14 protein-coding genes and 1 pseudogene are annotated in these 18374 nt (G+C 28.4%); 2 read left to right on the plus strand and 13 right to left on the minus strand.

What is annotated here, in order from left to right; translation table 11 throughout:
* Positions 1 to 199 precede the first annotated feature (199 nt).
* On the plus strand, positions 200 to 1345 hold the full coding sequence (locus ACTG44_RS16755; protein ID WP_479920869.1) for an iron-containing alcohol dehydrogenase: 1146 nt from the start codon (positions 200 to 202) through the stop codon (positions 1343 to 1345).
* Between the two features lie 180 nt (positions 1346 to 1525).
* Here the strand turns inward: ACTG44_RS16755 and ACTG44_RS16760 are convergent, their stop codons facing one another.
* From ACTG44_RS16760 to ACTG44_RS16810, 11 genes and pseudogenes are all read right to left on the minus strand, one after another.
* The gene (locus tag ACTG44_RS16760; RefSeq protein ID WP_479919403.1) at positions 1526 to 2377 is read right to left on the minus strand and encodes a L,D-transpeptidase family protein; all 852 of its coding nucleotides are present in this window, start codon (positions 2375 to 2377) and stop codon (positions 1526 to 1528) included.
* 136 nt (positions 2378 to 2513) lie between these two features.
* A complete protein-coding gene (locus ACTG44_RS16765) occupies positions 2514 to 3227 on the minus strand; it encodes a DUF434 domain-containing protein (protein ID WP_479920870.1) in 714 nt (237 codons plus the stop codon).
* 276 nt (positions 3228 to 3503) lie between these two features.
* Positions 3504 to 4892 (minus strand): FAD-dependent oxidoreductase, encoded by a 1389-nt coding sequence (locus ACTG44_RS16770; protein ID WP_479920871.1) that lies wholly within the window; start codon positions 4890 to 4892, stop codon positions 3504 to 3506.
* Between the two features lie 124 nt (positions 4893 to 5016).
* Positions 5017 to 6294 (minus strand): cytochrome c biogenesis protein/redoxin, encoded by a 1278-nt coding sequence (locus ACTG44_RS16775; protein WP_479920872.1) that lies wholly within the window; start codon positions 6292 to 6294, stop codon positions 5017 to 5019.
* Between the two features lie 139 nt (positions 6295 to 6433).
* Positions 6434 to 6766 (minus strand): winged helix-turn-helix transcriptional regulator, encoded by a 333-nt coding sequence (locus tag ACTG44_RS16780; RefSeq protein ID WP_021385918.1) that lies wholly within the window; start codon positions 6764 to 6766, stop codon positions 6434 to 6436.
* 622 nt (positions 6767 to 7388) lie between these two features.
* A pseudogene (gene tnpB, locus ACTG44_RS16785) lies at positions 7389 to 8497 on the minus strand (IS200/IS605 family element RNA-guided endonuclease TnpB).
* A gap of 620 nt (positions 8498 to 9117) precedes the next feature.
* Positions 9118 to 11694, minus strand: coding sequence for an alpha-mannosidase (locus tag ACTG44_RS16790; protein ID WP_479920873.1), 2577 nt, complete (start codon positions 11692 to 11694; stop codon positions 9118 to 9120).
* Between the two features lie 132 nt (positions 11695 to 11826).
* Positions 11827 to 12927, minus strand: coding sequence for a PTS fructose transporter subunit IIC (locus tag ACTG44_RS16795; RefSeq protein ID WP_021386065.1), 1101 nt, complete (start codon positions 12925 to 12927; stop codon positions 11827 to 11829).
* Positions 12928 to 12942: 15 nt separating this feature from the next.
* The gene (locus ACTG44_RS16800; protein ID WP_479920874.1) at positions 12943 to 13263 is read right to left on the minus strand and encodes a PTS fructose transporter subunit IIB; all 321 of its coding nucleotides are present in this window, start codon (positions 13261 to 13263) and stop codon (positions 12943 to 12945) included.
* Positions 13264 to 13265: 2 nt separating this feature from the next.
* Positions 13266 to 13724 (minus strand): PTS sugar transporter subunit IIA, encoded by a 459-nt coding sequence (locus tag ACTG44_RS16805; protein WP_479917459.1) that lies wholly within the window; start codon positions 13722 to 13724, stop codon positions 13266 to 13268.
* Positions 13724 to 15688: a BglG family transcription antiterminator gene (locus ACTG44_RS16810; RefSeq protein ID WP_479920875.1), complete on the minus strand. Its 1965-nt coding sequence runs from the start codon at positions 15686 to 15688 to the stop codon at positions 13724 to 13726. The genes ACTG44_RS16805 and ACTG44_RS16810 overlap by 1 nt, the downstream gene beginning before the upstream one ends.
* 147 nt (positions 15689 to 15835) lie before the next feature.
* Here ACTG44_RS16810 and ACTG44_RS16815 point away from each other — a divergent pair, with 147 nt between their 5' ends.
* A complete protein-coding gene (locus ACTG44_RS16815; RefSeq protein WP_479920876.1) occupies positions 15836 to 16708 on the plus strand; it encodes a GRP family sugar transporter in 873 nt (290 codons plus the stop codon).
* 117 nt (positions 16709 to 16825) lie between these two features.
* On the opposite strand, the gene ACTG44_RS16820 is transcribed toward ACTG44_RS16815, so the two are convergent.
* The gene (locus ACTG44_RS16820) at positions 16826 to 17293 is read right to left on the minus strand and encodes a C-GCAxxG-C-C family protein (protein ID WP_479919411.1); all 468 of its coding nucleotides are present in this window, start codon (positions 17291 to 17293) and stop codon (positions 16826 to 16828) included.
* Positions 17294 to 17398: 105 nt separating this feature from the next.
* Positions 17399 to 18331, minus strand: a complete 933-nt coding sequence (locus ACTG44_RS16825; protein WP_021385991.1) for a TDT family transporter — start codon at positions 18329 to 18331, stop codon at positions 17399 to 17401.
* Positions 18332 to 18374 lie beyond the last annotated feature (43 nt).

The following is an 18374-nucleotide window of genomic DNA, read 5'->3' on the forward strand; positions in this document are numbered from 1 at the left end:
TTTTATTTTTTTATTGACATGATAAAAATACTATGTTAAATTCTAATCATAATCGTATTTACGAATTAAGTTCTTATATAGGAACCTGTATATCTGTATTAATCTAAGCCATAATTATATGATAAACAAGCTAAAGAAAGATTATTAGATATATATTTCTTATATAAAAATCAATTTAAAATAAAAGGAGATTTTAGTTATGAGCATTTATTATGTCCCACCAATAAATTTACTTGGAAAAGGATGTCTTAATGAAGCTAAAGATTCAATTAAATCACTGGGAACTAAAAAAGCATTTATTGTTAGTGATAAATTTCTAGTTTCAAATGGTACTGTAAAAAAAGTAACAGATATTCTATCTCAGATAGGTGTAGATTTTGCTATTTATGATGAAGTTAAACAAAATCCAACTGTAACTAATGTAAACAAAGGACTTGAAATATTAAAGTCAGAAAATTGTGATTTTGTTATTACAATAGGAGGGGGTTCTCCACAGGACTGTGGTAAAGCCATTTCTATATTAGCTACTAATGGAGGAGATATTAGAGATTATGAAGGTGTCAACAAAACTTCTAAAAAATGTCTTCCTATTGTAGCTATAACTACTACTGCTGGTACATCTGCTGAGGTTACAATAAACTATGTTATAACTGATGAAGACAGACATGTAAAAATGATAATGGTTGATACTAATTCATTAGCTACAATGACAGTAAACGACCCTGAATTAATGATTAGTAAACCATCTAATTTAACAGCAGCAACTGGTATGGATGCATTAACTCATGCTATAGAAGCTGTAGTAGCTAATGGAGCTTATGATGTTACAGATTCGACTGCCTTATATTCTATAAAACAGATATTTAAATATCTTCCAAGAGCTGTTAAGAATGGTAATGACATAGAGGCTAGAGAACAAATGTGTTACGCTTGTTTCTTAAATGGAATTGCATTTAGTAACGCAGGGCTTGGAAATGTACATGCCATGGCACATCAATTAGGAGGTTTATATGATTTACCTCATGGAGTATGTAACGCTATGCTACTTCCAATAGTTGAAGAAGAAAATGCCAAATCTGCTCCTTCTAAATTCCGTTTAATAGCTGAAACTATTGGAATGGATGTACATAATAAATCAGATAAAGAGTGTGTTGACTTTGTAATAAATAAAATAAAAACTCTTTCTGAAGAAGTAGGAATCCCAAAATCTTTAAAAGATGTAGGTGTTGATAATCCTAATTTTGAGTTACTTGCAGAAAACTCTATGAAAGATGCATGCGCTGGAGCCAATCCTGTTTTCTTTGATAAAGATAAGCTTATAGAATTATTTATGAAAATATCTTAATTATAACAACCTACCCCATAAATTAATTATGTATATTTATAAGGGAGTGCCTCAAAATACCTTTATTTTATTATTGGCACTCTCTTATTACATCGTTCAAATCGTAATTCTTGTCAAATACTAACATATAATATTATTAGTTAAGAATACTAGCTCTTAATTAACAAACCAAATATTTTATCAATGAATTATAACAGTTGTTGTATCAGGTATATTATCGTATATCCATTTTGCATTTTCTGTATTTAGTCTTATGCAACCATGACTAAGAGCTTCACCAAGTCTACCATCTATTATATAACTGCCTGTTGAATCATATAATACAGAATGATAATAATATCCACCTTTAATTCTAGTAGCGTACTTAACTGAATACTCATCTGTTCCAAAAGAAGGTTTTCTTCCACTTATATAAAATATACCCGTTATAGTCGGAGTTTCAGGCTTCCCTATAGTACATTGCCACTTGTAAAGTTGACCCCAACTTCCATTATCTTTCTTAAAAATATAAGTATATTTATTTCTAAGGTCTGTCACAATTAGATAATCACTCGTACTTTTAATATTATTTTCATTAACAAACTTTGTCATATCAGTATAAAAATATTTATAATCTAACTCATTAGGTTTATTTCCATCAGTTGATAAGAAATAATTAAAAACATATCCTATTTTATCATCATATATAACTTTACTCCAATCCCCATCTACTTCTAAAACTTCGACCCTAGACTTTTCGGGAATTACTGTAATTATATTTGAAGTCGTAGATTTGTCTTCCCTTAAATTTAAGTTACTCCAAGTATATTCGCTTACTGATACTAAGTCCTTATATACATACCCTTCTTGAGAATTATACACTACTTTAATCCATTCATCTTCTTCATCTAATACCTCCATTTTTGCTCCTTGAGGTATTACAGTTATAATACTTGAATTTGTAGATTTAGCAGACCTCAAATTTACATTTACTAAAGCATATTTATATACAGGTGCTCTATATTTTTTAATATTTATTTTAGTTAACTTCACACATACCATCCTCTCATATGTCTTTTTACAACATTTTATGAAATTCGATATGTATTCGTTCTCCTATTTTCAAACTTTACTTGTATTACTGATAATATTGCTCTATACAAACTTATTTTTTCTCATTTATATTTATCTATTTATTTAAATTTACAATATTACAATCCTTAATATATTCTTCAATTATACCTCTAGTGACATTAAAATAGCTTATGCATTTATCAACTATGACTGCATCACTACTAACTACTCTATCTAATTTTTCTAATACGACATCTGCATTTTTTACTAGCTCCACCTCAGTTTCAATTCCCCATATTTTAGCATATTCCAGTATCTTATACTTTAAATTTCCTGAATTAGAAACTGGAGAATCTAGGTAAAATCTAATTTTTTGTGCATTGTATTTATTAAAAAAGTCTCCTATCAACTTTAAGGCTTCTTCTGTTTTATCTATAATCTTATATGTCCCCCTAAGCCCTGCTAAGTCTCTCATATTACCATCACTACCTATTACTAAAGTTCCACCAGATAATGCCACTTCTATAGCTATTATCAAATTAAAACCATCTATATTTATAAGCCCTTCTTTGATTTTATCTAGAGAAAGTTTTTTTGACTGTCTTGTTATATTTTTTTCTTCAGTGCATACTGCCCTTTTTAGTGCATCTCTTTGTCTTATGGAAAACTGATACCTATCTCCAACAAAAGTAACAACTGGGTCTATTTTATAATCCCTATTTATTAACCATTCTATTTCTTCCTTCGCTTTTGTAAGTCTTATTAATTCATTACTTGAAAACCATCTCTTATCATTCTCATCAAACCCTCTTTTAGATACTTTATTCATATGATTTCACCTCCCTATTTTAAACATTGCCTTAATATCTTAAGTATGATAAACTTACTCTTTTAAAATATTTTTGATACTATTACATTATCCATTTAAGTTATCCAATACTTAAATTATACCGTTTAATTCCAGTTTATAATGCAAAATAATAAATTCTATAGTATATTTGTAACTTTACAATACAAAAAGGATACTATTAGTAATTTATTATAGTATCCCTTTTATAAAATCTATTTATAATGATAATTTTAGGCTTTATATATTAAATTTATGTTATACTTCCTTTATCATATTAGGAGATAAAATATCATTAAGAGCTTCTGTCATAGTTGGATGTGCATAAACACGGTCTCTTAAATATGTGTACTCTACTTCTAAATCTATAGCTAATTGAATTAAGTGGATAATCTCACTTGAATCTTCACATATCATAGTAGCTCCAAGTATCTTATTTGATTTTTTATCTATTACAATCTTTATAAACCCATCTGTCTTACCAATCTGCTTAGCTCTTGGAATTGCTTCAACTGGCATCTTTGCTACTAATACTTCATATCCTTTTTCCTTAGCTTGTTTAACATTAAGACCAACTCTTGAAAATGCTGGACTTATAAATATAGAGTTTGGTATATTTTTTCTATCACTATTGGTTCTAGTCTTATCTCCAAATAATTGATTAATAATTATACGATAGTCATCTAGTGAAATGTAAGTAAATTGTGGGCCTCCATTTATATCTCCTATAACCCATATGTGTTCTTTATTAGTCTTAAGAGTCTCTGATACTTTAATAAATCCTCTTTCATTTAACTCTATACCTGCATTTTTTAGTCCTAACCCTTCAGTATTTGCCTTTCTTCCTGTAGCTACAAGTATCATATCGCTTGTTAATTCCTTTAATTTACCTTCTATTTCATACTCTACTATAGCTAAGTTAGAAACTTCTTTAATCTCTTTTATCTTTGCATTGTTTATAATTTTTACATTTCTCTTTTCAAGTAGTTTTATTATTTCTTCTGAATCTTCAACATCTTCATTAGGTAAAATACCATTATTAGAATTTAATATCGTAACTTCTGCTCCAAATGAACTGTAAATACCAGCAAACTCTAGACCTATAAAGCCAGCTCCTATGATTGTCATTTTTTTAGGTAGAGTTCTTAGATTCATAAGAGACTCACTATCATATACTACATGCTTATTTTCCACGCCTTTAATATTAGGTATAAATGGTCTTGAACCAGTATTAATAAATATCTTATCTGCTACTAACTCATAAACTTCATTTTCAGTTTTAACTTGAACTGTATTTTCATCAATAAAAGTTCCCATTCCTGTGAATATAGTTACATTCTCATTTGAATTTAATTTATTATAGTTAGCTTCTCTAAGTTTTGTAATTAAAGTTTCTTTTTTATCTATAGCTTTCTCATATTCAACTTGAGCTTCATCCCAAGAACTTATACGTTTTGTTTTTATACTGTTTGCTGAATTTTCTAAGCTTTTAGTTGGTATACATGCCACATTTATACATGTTCCACCATACATCTTATTTGATTTTTCTATTAAAGCTACTTTTAATCCTTTATTTGCCAAATCCCCTGCTAGTGTTTTTCCACCTTTTCCAAATCCTATTATTATTGCATCAAATGTTTTTTTCATATAATTTTCAACCCCTTCTTGTGTTATTTATACTTTTACTATAACAAGATTATCTAGGTAGTACAATTAGGCACTTTTTTGTAACCTTAAATTTATTTGAGTCCTTATATTTAAACATTTTAATCTATTTATTTCTTTGATTCTCAATAAAAGATGCCATAGTCTCTTTATCCATAGCTCCTGGAATATACTGAGTTACATATCCTTCCTTATCAATTATAAATGTAGTTGGAAAAGCATTAATTCCATATTGATATGCTAATGCTCCATCTTCATCAAGTGCAACTGGGAAGGTATACCCTTCTTCTTTTAAGAATTTAACCACATGTTCTCTTGAACCTTCTCTACCCAAATTAGGTGAAGCTACTCCCAAAATCACTACATCTTCATTATTTTTCTTATAGTCTTTATATAGTTGTTCTATGTGAGGCATTTCTTCTTTACATGGAGGACACCATGTAGCCCAGAAATTCAAAAATACAACTTTACCTTCATAATCACTTAATTTATGTGTCTTACCATATTGGTCTGTTAGAGTAAAATCAATAGACTTTATTCTCTCTTCATCTTTAGACCCTGATTCATTATTTCCATCATTAGGGTCTTTTTGACCATCATTACTACTAGAACTGTCTTCTTTATCCTTAGAATTTGATTGTTTATTATCTTCCTGATTACTTTCAATTTTACTATTTTGTGGGATATTAAAATGTTTGCTTATACTTCCAAATCCATTTACCATCATTAATATTCCTGATACTATAAGTATAATCCCACCTATTTTTTTAATAATCTCCATGTTAGATTTTATCTTGTCTATGGTTTTAAATAATTTACTATAAAACATAGATGTAATTATGAATGGCAAAATAAATCCAATAGTGTATACTGCTATTAAAAGATTTGCACTAAGATGATTGCTTGAACTTGAAACCATTACTAATACAGATGCTAGTATTGGACCAATACAAGGTGTCCATCCAAAACTAAACGTAAAACCTAATATAAAAGCTGTTATTGCTTTCATTTCTTTAAACTTTACATTAAATCTTTTTTCTCTATTCAATATTGAAGATTTAATTATTCCCATGTAAAATAAGCCCATGATAATAATTATAATCCCACCAATGAACATTATTAAGTCTTTATTCTCATTAAAGAACATACTCAATACTCTTACTGATGAACCTAATATAAAAAATGTTGTCGAGATTCCAAGAGCAAAGAATATAGTATTTTTAAATAGAGAACTTCTTATAAAATTTGTCTTTCCTTCTTTTAAACTCTCTACACTACTATTTGATAATATACTCAAATAAATAGGCAAAATTGGCAATATACATGGTGAAAAGAACGACACTACACCTTCTATAAATACTAAAAATAAATTTACATTTTGCAAGCTAAAATTCCTCCTTATTTTATTTCAAATATTAAAATTTTATCACTATGCTAAAATTAGATTAAAAACATTCAATTTTAATACCTTTTTACTCATAATTTAAATGAATCATTCTAAATCTCATATAAAATTTTAAGATTTATTTATCACAGTTTAAGTTTTTATTACTCCACATTATCATTTTTTCCATAACAGGAAGCAATAGTAATCCTGACTCACTTAAAAAATAGGTTGACTCTACAATGTTATTAACCAGCCTTTTTTTCTTAACTATAATTTCTTGTTCAATTAAAAAATCTAATTGTTGAGTTAGCATTTTCTTACTACATTCTGGTATAGCTCTTTGTAACTCTCCAAATCGTTTTTTATCCTTTTGTATCTCCCATATTATTATAGCTACCCACTTTTTACCTAATATACTTGATAAAGCTTCTACTGGACAATCATATATCATGTCATCTATATTGTACATTTTACTCTCCTCTTTTCTTTAATTATTAAGTAAATTGTTATAACAGTATGTTTATAGATATTATGTATACTTCTAACTTTACTTAATTAAAATTTTTATTATATGTATCCCTAAGACAAATTATTTTAAGTGTTATGTAATTAATATATCAGTTTTATATACATATCACAATTGGTCACTTTTTTGTAACTACATAGAACTTATCATAAAATCAAATTGAATAATTGTTATTAAAGTATACCTTAATTCATTTCATTAATATTTTGTTGATTCTAAACTGAATATAAAACTACTCTAATATAATAAGTTCTTTGTTTAGACAACTTATCCTGTTAAACTATTTATCTGGTTTAACAAATTTTATATAGAATACTATACTTATACATTAATATTTACCCAAATTTATGCAAATTAAAAAGTCTGACCAATTACTATCAGTCAGACTTTAAACGATAAACTTATTTTTCACTTATAAATCTAATAATATTGAAATAACCTGAACCTCCCATGACTAAAGTCACAGGGTTCCTGCTTCATAGAATTTTGCATACTAAAATATGTCTTACAAACTCTCCACAGGCTATCCCCGTAGTTCCTACGGTTCTTACATAAGTTATTTATTTTAAACTCTTATTAGTTTTAATCCTTCTTTTAGTATATTTATACTTGCATTTATATCTCTATCGTGAGTTTCATTACAACAAGGACAAATCCATTCTCTTATACTTAAATTCTTCATTTCCTCGTTTTTGTACCCACATTTATTGCATATTTGTGAACTTGCAAAGAATTTACCTACCTTTACAATTTGTCTACCATACCAATTAGCTTTATATTCTAATTGATGAACAAATTCTGACCATGACACATCAGAAATTAAGCGAGATAGTTTACTATTTCTAGTCATATTCTTTACTTGTAAATCCTCTATGCAAATAATATCATTCTCTCGTATTAATTTGGTAGATAGTTTTTGTAGAAAATCCTTTCTTTGATTAGCTATATGTTCTTGAAGTCTTGCAACTTTTAACCTTGCTTTATTTCTATTTAAACTACCAATTGTTTTTCTCGATAATTATCTTTGTAATTTAGCAAGTTTGTTTAATGACTTTTGAAGATACTTAGGATTTTCTATAAATTCTCCACAACTTGAGATACAAAATTCTTTAATTCCTAAATCTAAACCTATCTGACTATTAGTATTTTCAAATGCTTTAATATCTATATCAGTACAACATAGTGATACATAATATTTACCACTTGGTTCTTTGGATACAGTAGCATTAAGTATTCTTCCTTGAGGTACTTGTTTATCCCTTACTTTAACCATACCAAGTTTAGGTAATTTTATATATTGACTACAGTACATAATATTTCCATTTGTAAAGTTAGTTTTATATGAAAATCTGTTAGTTTTTTTGATTTAAATTTAGGAAATCCTGTATTTTCCTTAAAGAATTTTTTATATGAGTTTTCTAAATCTTTTAAGGTATTTTGTAGTGAAAATTTGTCAGGTTCTTTAAGCCACTCTAATTCTCTTTTTAAATTGGTCAAATCAGAACTGCACTGTTTATAAGTAAAAGTTTCTTTATCGTTTTCATAAACTTCTATTTTTTTAGCAAGATACTTATTATATACAAATCTACAACATCCAAAAGTTTTGTTAATTAGCTCTTGCTGTTTTTTATTTGGATACATTCTAAACTTATAAGCTTTTTCCACTACTATCACCTCACTTTAATTGTTTTTTATGATTATTAATATACATATCCGAGTAACTTCTATTTTTCATCACCCATTATAATATTAACAAACGTAATTATTTAAAACAATTATTTCGAAGGTTTTATATTTATTTCTAAATAACATATATAAGAACCGTAAGTCTTAACTTTTATCATTTTTGAGGTTGTCGTTCACATAAGTTCGCTACTACCTATGCAGTTCTCTTATGAACTTCTTACACTTTCATGTAAGCACAGACTATATCTTATCCTTCGGCATTATCCGTTAAGGTCTACCCACTTCCACTACCAATAGCTTGTAGTGTACTTCCCTCAAGAGGAATAGTCGTTGAAGTTTCTCCTACTTAGGAGCTTACCTGCTGATTGCCCATTTTAAAGTACTTAGGGTTTAACCTTATACCATCTAACCAATTTTTTCTACTTTCGTAACTTTCACACTTAGGTTTATTTCATCCTTATGTTTTAGTTTAGTTAGCTTTAGGGGTTTCCAGCAATTCAAGTAGTATTGGATAGGCTCTATCCTATCTCTACATATAAGTTTCCCTATATGCTGACTATTTTAGCTACTAACTCACGACTAAAGTCACAAGTGTGCGTAGCTATTTTTTAATCAAAAGGTGCTATTTCATACACTTGTTGTTCTTGTAATTCTTCTATTGCATTTACTATTTTCCCGTTTCTATTTTTAAATATTTGCTCATCTAATATTATTTTCTTACTAGTTGGATTTTCCAATCTTATTATAAATTTTTCTTTATTATAGTAAGAAGGGTAACATGCTGACACAAGATAGTTCTCTGGTAAAGATATTATTTCCAATTCTCTACTTACAGATTTTTCAACAATAGATTTTTGAATCTTATTATCTATACGGTATAAAAAGAAATTATAATCCTGTAATTGATAATTTACACATTCTTGTAGATAATTATGAGCTAAACTTGCAACTTCTAGTTCATCAAATGGTTTAGAATTCATGTATACTGCAAATGAGAACTCTACCTCTTTAAGAATTTGGGCTTTATCAGTTTTAATTCTTATATGACCTTTTTTAGTCGTATCACCAGAAGCACGTCCTGGTCTATATAATAAGTCAGGCTTCCCTAATTCATCCGTAGTAGCAAGTAAAGTCAGTGCAATTTCATCTTCAACATGTTGGTATTCTTTTATTCCTCTAGTAAATACAGTACAACTTCTGTTTTGATTTGTCAGTGTAATATTACTTTCTAATGGCTCTAAATCTATAGGCATTTCACTGTAAATATCTTCCCAGTTGTTTAAAACTCCATTTTCTCTTGTTATATATCCAAATGGTAGTGATGCTATGTTTTTATTATCTTTTATATTAGTTTTTATATGAACACGTAGTCTATGATTATATACTGTATTATCAACACAAAGTTTTACATCCATTAATGGATTTTCTTTTGATAAGGTAATACTAGCTTTTACATTTAACTTTCCATTAAGATATTTATTTTTTCTATCTTCTAGTGTGAGTGGTAGTAAAGTAGTACCTTCAACCACTATTTTTTCATATCCTAAAGCTTTTTCTGTAGATACTTTACCAAATAAAAGTTTTATATCCTTATCATTTTTTAATGGAGAAAAATCATAAGTATCTCCTGCGTTTGCACTGTCTTTTAATATTAAAAAGTTTGATATATAAGTTCCATCTTTAAGCTGTAAATTTAAACTTCCATCTTCATACATTATCTTATAATTATCATTAGATATAAAGGTATCATTAGATTCATTAAGTACCAACATTTCCTTGTCACTTGATTCAAAACTGACAACCTTATATCCAAGTGCAGGAAGCTGTATATTTATTCTTATTTTTAATATATAATAACCTGGCTCTTCAATAAATATATTACCAGCAGGTGTCTCCTCTAATACATTTTCTCTCGATTTAACATAAGTTTCTTCAATTATAGTGGCATCTAAATTATCTTTAAAACAAATATTTTTACTATCACTTACAACCTGTATCTCTTTATATCCATTAAAACTTTTAGCTTCTGTATTAAATATTAAAATATCATTTTTAGATAATTTAAGCCCTTCCGAAATTTTTTTGACAATAGTATTTTCAATACTATCACATATTTCGTTCGCTTCTCTTATACGATGAAGAATATCCTCTGTCACAGTATCAGTTACACATCCAGCCAAACTATCATGTGCCTGTCCTTCTAAAAGTTTTTTCCATGTATTTATCAACAACTGATTGCTTATTTCAATCTTACTCTTTTTGGCAATTACTAGTAGTGGTTCTATCCTTTTAATTAGCTTATTTTCTAGTTTATCACACGCTAATTTTATATCCATTCTACTAGAACCAATTGATTTATGTATTCTTGCAAGTACTGGCTCTCTAAATTCACCCCTGTAACTTTCTAGTGATTCTATAGATTTTACATACTTCAAAAACTCTTGATATGAGCTTATTATATATGAATATTTTCCAATATCATTAATCTCTTTAACTTTGTTTTTAAAATCACCTATTATATTCAACTGGTCATTTCCTGACGGTATTAGTACCTCATCTACATCACTATACGATTTGATAAAATCAATTGCATGGTCTAAACGTCCATTAACATATTTTGATGAAGGCTCTAAAAGCATCCCTGTTCCATATCCATGTGGCATATTTACAGCATATATGTAACTTTCATCATTTAGACTTTTCCATTTGAAATATGGTGATTGCACCTGTTTACCAAGATGTATGCCTCTCCAAAAGAATATATTATCAAGACCTACATGCTTTAATAATATAGGCATCTGTGCATTAAACCCAAATGTATCTGGTAAATATCCAATTTTCATATACTTACCATATTTTTTACTTTCAAAAATTCCAATCATTAAGTTTCTTAAAATAGACTCTCCTCTAGCAAAGAATGCATCTGTTTGAGTAAACCATGGTCCAATGTGAAGTCTATCTTCCTTTATTAGCTTTTTGATGATTTCTATTTTTTCTCTATGTAGTTGTACATAGTCATCCAAAATAGAAAGTTGTCCATCAAGTACAAAACTTACATCTGTATTGCGCTCTAGTTCATCAATTACATCTGTAAATAGTTGTTCACTAAGTACTAGTGCGTCTCCAGAAGTAAAATACCATTCTCTATCCCAATGTGTATGATTAACAATGTGTGCTTTTATCATTTACTCTCCTCTGTTCCTTATCTTTAATATTTAAGTCCAAAATCAATCTCTAATACTTCATTGAGTATAGGATTTATCTTAAGAATATAATTCACATACAATTTATAACTCTTCTTAAATTAATATTACATTTTAAGATTCCCACTCTGCTTCATCAAATTCATCATCTTCAAATTCATCATCTTCAATCACTGGATTTCCACGTAATACTATAACTAGACCTGCTACAATTGCTGTTCCAACTGCTATTGATAATATATACATTGGCCAGTTCTCCACTGTAAACCACCCATAAAATCCACTAATTGGAGTTGCATTTACTGAACCTAGACCAACTGCCATAGCTGAAGCAATTGCTGTTCCAATCACACATGAAGGTATTACTTTCAATGGAGATTCTACTGCAAAAGGAATAGCCCCTTCACTTACTCCAATTAACCCCATTATAAGAGATGATTTACCAGCTTCACGTAACTGCTTATTATACTTCTGTTTCGCTAATATAGTAGCAAGACCCAATCCTAATGGTGGTATAACAATTCCTACCATAGCAGCAGTATTAGGTGCATAAATCCCACTTGTTAATAATGCAAGTGATGTTGTTAAGGCTGCTTTATTAACTGGTCCACCTAGGTCAACTGCCATCATAGCTCCAATAATAGCTGCCATTAATATCTGATTTGTACCTGACAATCCATTTAACCAATTTTCTAATCCAGTATTTAATGTAGCAAAAGGAATACCTATCACATAATTAATTAATACAACAGTGATTAACGTACCAAATACTGGTACTATGAATATTGGTACTATTGAAGCTGCTGATTTTGGTAGTTTAACATGATTTTTAATAAATAAACATGTGTATCCTGCTATTAGACCAACTGCTAAAGCTCCTAAAAATCCTGCCCCTATATCTTTAGCAATCATACCTCCAACAAGACCTGGTACAATAGCTAATTTATCAGCTATAGAAAATCCTATAAATGCAGCAATTACAGGAAACATTAATCCTAAAGCAGTGCCTCCAAAACCATCTAAGTCATGCAATAGCCTGATAATACTACTAGCACTTTCTGCATATTTAGCATCCCATATATCTGGTATATTATAGAAAGAACCACCCACACGGGATATTGCCATTATCATAGCACCTGCAATTACTAATGGAATCATATATGAGATTCCTGTTAAGACATGCTTTTTTAACTCAGAGACTATCTTTTTTAACATTGTATTTCCCTCCACTTATTTATTGTCAATTAGCTTTAGTGCATCATTTATTACTTTCTCTGCATCCTTTATAGGTGCATTAACTGGTACTTCTAATATTTCTTTTCCTTCAAAACGTTCAGCATTTCTAACTTTAGTATCTACTGCAAATATTACTACTTGGGCAATTTGTGCATCCTTTGTAGTTAATTCATTATCGATTCCTGTAGCTCCTTGTGTTTCAACTTTTATAAGGTGCCCCATTTTTTTTGAAGCTTTCTTTAATGCTTGTGCTGCCATATATGTATGTGCAACTCCTGTCGCACATGCTGTTACTGCTATAATTTTTCTTTTCATTTCTACATATCTCCTTCATTAAATATATTAATTATTTCTTGTGCTGAATTAGCTAATTTTAATGCATCCACATTATCATCATCCATAAGCTTAGTAGCCAATTTAGATAATAATACAAGATGATTACTATCCTTATCAATGTTACTTATAGCCAGTAAGAAAATACTATCTACTGGTTTTTCATCTAAAGCGTCCCACTCAATCTTATTTTTAGTTTTTGCAAATATTATAGAAGATTTCTTGACAGCATCGCTTTTTCCATGAGGAATAGCAATACCATTCCCAATACCTGTAGTTGCATGTTCTTCTCTTTCTAACACAGACTTAACATATTCTTCTTTGTTATCTACAATTCCATTTTTAACAAATATACTACTTAATTCTTTTATTGTTTCTTCTTTTGTAGTTGTATCAAGATTAAAAACAATTTGCTCTTTTTTTAATACATCTGATATTTTCACTATATATTCTCCTCCATTAGCAAACCGTACACTTCTTTTGGTGAAGTTGCACTTAATATGTCATCTATATTTTTTTTATTGTCAATGAAGTCATAAAAAACTTCATATATTTCATCAAGCTCTAAGTTTTTGTCATTTTCTAATGAAATAAAGAAAATAACTTCTACTTTTTCATTTCCCCATGTAATAGGATTTTTTAAAGTTGCAACAGATATATTAGATTTTTTAATATAACTAGGATTAGCATGAGGTGTAGCTATAGATTGAAAAGAAGTGTAAGATAAATTTTCTCTCTTAATTGCACTCTCAGCGATTCCATCTCTTGCAAAATCTTTTTTTATCAAATTATCTGTTATACATTTAATTACATCTTCATAATTTAAAGCTTCAATATTTAACAAAATATTTTCTTCAAAGATTAGGTTTTTAAAAGATTTATATTTTTTAGAAGTATTCTCTGAAACATTTTGTATATTTTTTTCCAATGTTCTTATATCACTTTCATTTAAAATAGGGCTAACTATTATTGTAGGAATAGCCTCTAACTCTAAATAAATAGTACTTATCACCAAATCTGCATCAATTTTACTAGATACTAATTCTTGTACAGAAAGTATCTTCTCAATTTTTATCATAGGAAAGTATTTTTTTATCCTTGCAGATAATAATCTAGATGAGCCTAGTCCTGTACTACATACTAGAATTACTCTAACATTTTGTGGAAGCTCTTTCATTCTTTCCCTAAAAGCTTCAAAATGTAGTGCTATATAAGCACATTCATCATCATTTATCCTAATATCATATATAAATTCAATTACTTTCTTTAAATCCAAAGCCTGTTCAAATGATAAAGAAAAGTTTTGCTTGATTGTATTTACATATGGATTTTTAATACTAAGACCGTATTTCAATCTATTTATTGATGAATGTACATGTGAAGTTAGTCCATCAATCAAATCTTTGTCATAAGCTGTCTCATACAATGTATTTTTAATAATTTCTCGAAGATTTGAGATATTATTTGTATTTGTCTCATAGTGATTGTCTGAAGTATCCTTTAATTCAGTAGTATCTCTATGTTGGTCAGCTGCTACTAGATGTAAGTTTATATATCCAATTTCAGATTTTGGCAACAGTATCGAAAACTTTTGCTCTAGTTGTTTTGCCAAATAATTTGTATTTAACACTTGATTATTTTCAATATTATCAACATACAAGCTTTCTTCTATATACTCACCTTTTCTAATCCTCTCTACAGCTATGGCTAAATGGATAACTAATGACTGAAATTCATAATCAGAAAACTCAAACTCTCTTTCTTTGCTGAAATTCCTAAGAATATCAATAATTATAGACAAATCATCTTCAGAAAAAATACCATTTACATCTGCTTGTATTTTTTCAAATGCCTGATAAAAGCTTTCTTGTTCTTGCTTAATATACCAGTTTCTGCTCCAAAATTTATGTATAAACTTAGCAGTGAGTTGCCTTTTATCTCTTTCACTTATGTCCAACTTTATTCCTTTACTAGGTTTTTTATATATAGAAACTCCTTCGTTTTTTAGTAATTTTTCAACCTCAGCTAAATCTCTTTCAATAGTTCCACGACTTATATATAATTCGTCAGAAATTTGTTGTATAGTAATATAATCATTGCTTTTTAACAAAATTGAATATATATATATTACTCTCTCCTCTCTAGTTGTAGGAATTTGACTTCCTTTATTATCTAGGTAAGGAAGTATTTTTTTCAAATCTCCATCAATATAAACACCTATTTTGGGTTTTCTAACTAAAGAAAGACCTATCTTTTTAAGTACTGCTTCTACTTCTTTAAGAGATTTTGAAACTGTTTTTTCTGAAACATCTAAATCATCTGCTATTTCTTTGACAGTTGTATGACCTTCTTTTAATAAAAACTTTATTATTCTAATTTCACGATTTTGAATCATATCAGTTAACATTTTCAAATTTACTCCTTCCCTTTGTTTTTATTTTAATGGAAAATGTTTTTCTAAAAAACTACTAATATTTCCTTATTAAATACGGTAATTTTGATGTATTGAACACTTTAATTTTAGATGATAAATTAAAAACTGTCTAAATTTAATATGAAAGGAAATAACCTAATGCTGACAATAATTATTGCTTTACTTCCTGTAATGGGATGGGGACTGATGCCAATAGTTGCAAACCTAAAAAAAAGTTCTCCTTATGAACAACTTTTAGGTACATCTATAAGTGCGTTTATATTTTCCACTATAATAACTTTGGTTATGCGTCCTGAAATTACATTTTTTTCATTTTTTGTAAGTATGATTTCTGGGATATTCTGGAGTTTAGGACAGCTAATGCAGTTTAAAGCAATTCAAATTACTAGTGTATCTAAAGTAATGCCGATTTCAAATGGTTCACAATTGACTTTTACAACATTATTAGCTGTACTCTTATTTAATGAGTGGACTAGTTCTAAAATGTTCTTGATTGGCTCTTCATCGATATTATGTATAGTACTTGGCATACTTCTTACAAACTATCAAACAAAAAAATCTACTGATAACAATATATTAAAATGTGTAGGAGTTGTATTATTATCTTCTTTATTTTTAGCATTATACGTTGTAACTAATCAAATATTTTCAATCGAAGGATATAGAATTATATTACCTCAATCTGTGGGTATGTTGATAACTTCATTTATTATTGTTAAGTATTTTTCTAAAGAGATTGTATATAAGAAAAATGTTTCATTTAATTTAATTACTGGAGTATTGTGGTCAATAGCAAATTTAGGTATGTTTATAACAACTAATGCATTGGGGGTTACAATAAGTTTTTCTATTTCCCAAAGTTGTGTGATAGTAGCCACTTTAGGAGGGATTATATTCTTTAAAGAGAAGAAAAATAAAAAAGAATGGTTTTCTATTTCTCTTGGCATAATATTAATCATGTTTGGTGTCCTTATGTTGAGTATTATAAAGTAATTATTTATTTGTTTGAACAATTTTATTTATATATTTATAGTTAATTGTATTATTAAAATTAGTTATATAATTAAAGCCTGTAAATTTAGTTTTTAAAATTTACAGGCTACTATAATTCTATTTAATCTTAAGTTCTTCATCTTCAACAAGTTTATTTGCAACCCACTCTGTGACTTGACCTGTTATTTTAATACAGTGTTCTTTTCTTTCAGGAGACATAAAGTTATCACCATCCCACTTCTTTGTAATAACTCTACAACATGTTGCACCATATTCTTTCTTAATATAATCATGTAAATCTTTAGCATATTCAAACATCTTTGGATTCATAGTTTCACCATGAACTCTTCCATATACAATACCTAAAGCCATTTCACCTCCAGATATTGCTCCACAAAGACATTGTGATTTTCCAAGACCTATTGGAAATCCTGATGCTAACTTAGTTATATCTGGACTCAAAGGTTGACCTAAAGCATCATTTATTGTTTGAAGAACTGCTTCAGAACAAAAAAACTCTCCTTTTCTAAAGTATTCTTCTGATATTTCTCTAACCTCTTGTAAATATTCCTCTTTTGTTTTCATTTGTTTATCCTCCAATAAAATTAAGCTAAATTAAGTCTCTAAAATTCATATCACTTTCACTCATTGATATTAATATCTTTATTAAATACGTATATTTAATAATTTTTATTTAGCTTTAGATGTAGTTTCTGATTTACTAAGATATATAATAAATAAAACTAAAACATACAAAATAATCACTGTAGCTATTATCTCTTCTAGTTTAAAAGCATATAAAATCCAACTTACAGGATGACCTGATTTAGTTAGATAACCATTCATTAGTTTCATGCCCATTGCACTTATTGCCATAGGGAATGTAAATGCAGCAAAACTTGGATAAAAAGGCAACCTTAATAATTTTGGTAAATACCCCAAAACTATAATATAAAATACAATTGACAGTATAAATAATAAGTATAATATTACACTATTCTTATCTGAAAAAGAATTAATATATCCAGACAATAGTAATGACCCTGGTGCAGCTAATATAGCTATACTTGGTAAAGATGGTTCAGGCATTTCCTTGATTATCCACACTCTTTTTAAAACTACTGGTATAAGAACTATATAAGATATAAATCCTATCCAAAAAGCAATTTTACCTATTAAAAGCTGATTAAATGCTGGTGCTGTAACACTTGCTGCAACTATCCCGACATAGACTATATACCAAGATGGAAATACTGCTTTTATTGAGAATTTAACTAAGAATTTCTTACTAAATAAGATTATCAACACAATATGACCTACAACTCCGATGCTCCAAATTACAATACCTAATTCTAAAGATAATGGTTTTACATATGTAGCAAATATCATCGTTGCCATTGTTATAGTTGGAAATGTACTTGATATTAAGGGATTTTCTAATTGCTCTTTAACACCCTTTTTAAGTAATACTATTTTGACTATGTAAATTGTATACAAAACAAAGCCTATAAATCCAATTACATTACGTAATGGTTCACTATAAGATTGTAATAAGTTACCTAAAGTAAATATTGATAAAATCAAACTTGCAATAGGTATAGGATATTTTTTAAAAAAATTCAAATTCTACCTCCTTTGTTACTAAGTTATTTGTATTTTTAATTAT

It is taken from the genome of Clostridioides sp. LIBA-2809, assembly GCF_056688965.1.

Coding starts and splice junctions, on each gene's coding strand:
- ACTG44_RS16755 (WP_479920869.1), top strand. CDS start 200: ATGAGCATTTATTATGTCCCACCAATAAATTTACTTGGAAAAGGATGT.
- ACTG44_RS16765 (WP_479920870.1), bottom strand. CDS start 3,227: ATGAATAAAGTATCTAAAAGAGGGTTTGATGAGAATGATAAGAGATGG.
- ACTG44_RS16770 (WP_479920871.1), bottom strand. CDS start 4,892: ATGAAAAAAACATTTGATGCAATAATAATAGGATTTGGAAAAGGTGGA.
- ACTG44_RS16780 (WP_021385918.1), bottom strand. CDS start 6,766: ATGTACAATATAGATGACATGATATATGATTGTCCAGTAGAAGCTTTA.
- ACTG44_RS16790 (WP_479920873.1), bottom strand. CDS start 11,694: ATGATAAAAGCACACATTGTTAATCATACACATTGGGATAGAGAATGG.
- ACTG44_RS16795 (WP_021386065.1), bottom strand. CDS start 12,927: ATGTTAAAAAAGATAGTCTCTGAGTTAAAAAAGCATGTCTTAACAGGA.
- ACTG44_RS16800 (WP_479920874.1), bottom strand. CDS start 13,263: ATGAAAAGAAAAATTATAGCAGTAACAGCATGTGCGACAGGAGTTGCA.
- ACTG44_RS16810 (WP_479920875.1), bottom strand. CDS start 15,688: ATGTTAACTGATATGATTCAAAATCGTGAAATTAGAATAATAAAGTTT.
- ACTG44_RS16815 (WP_479920876.1), top strand. CDS start 15,836: ATGAAAGGAAATAACCTAATGCTGACAATAATTATTGCTTTACTTCCT.
- ACTG44_RS16820 (WP_479919411.1), bottom strand. CDS start 17,293: ATGAAAACAAAAGAGGAATATTTACAAGAGGTTAGAGAAATATCAGAA.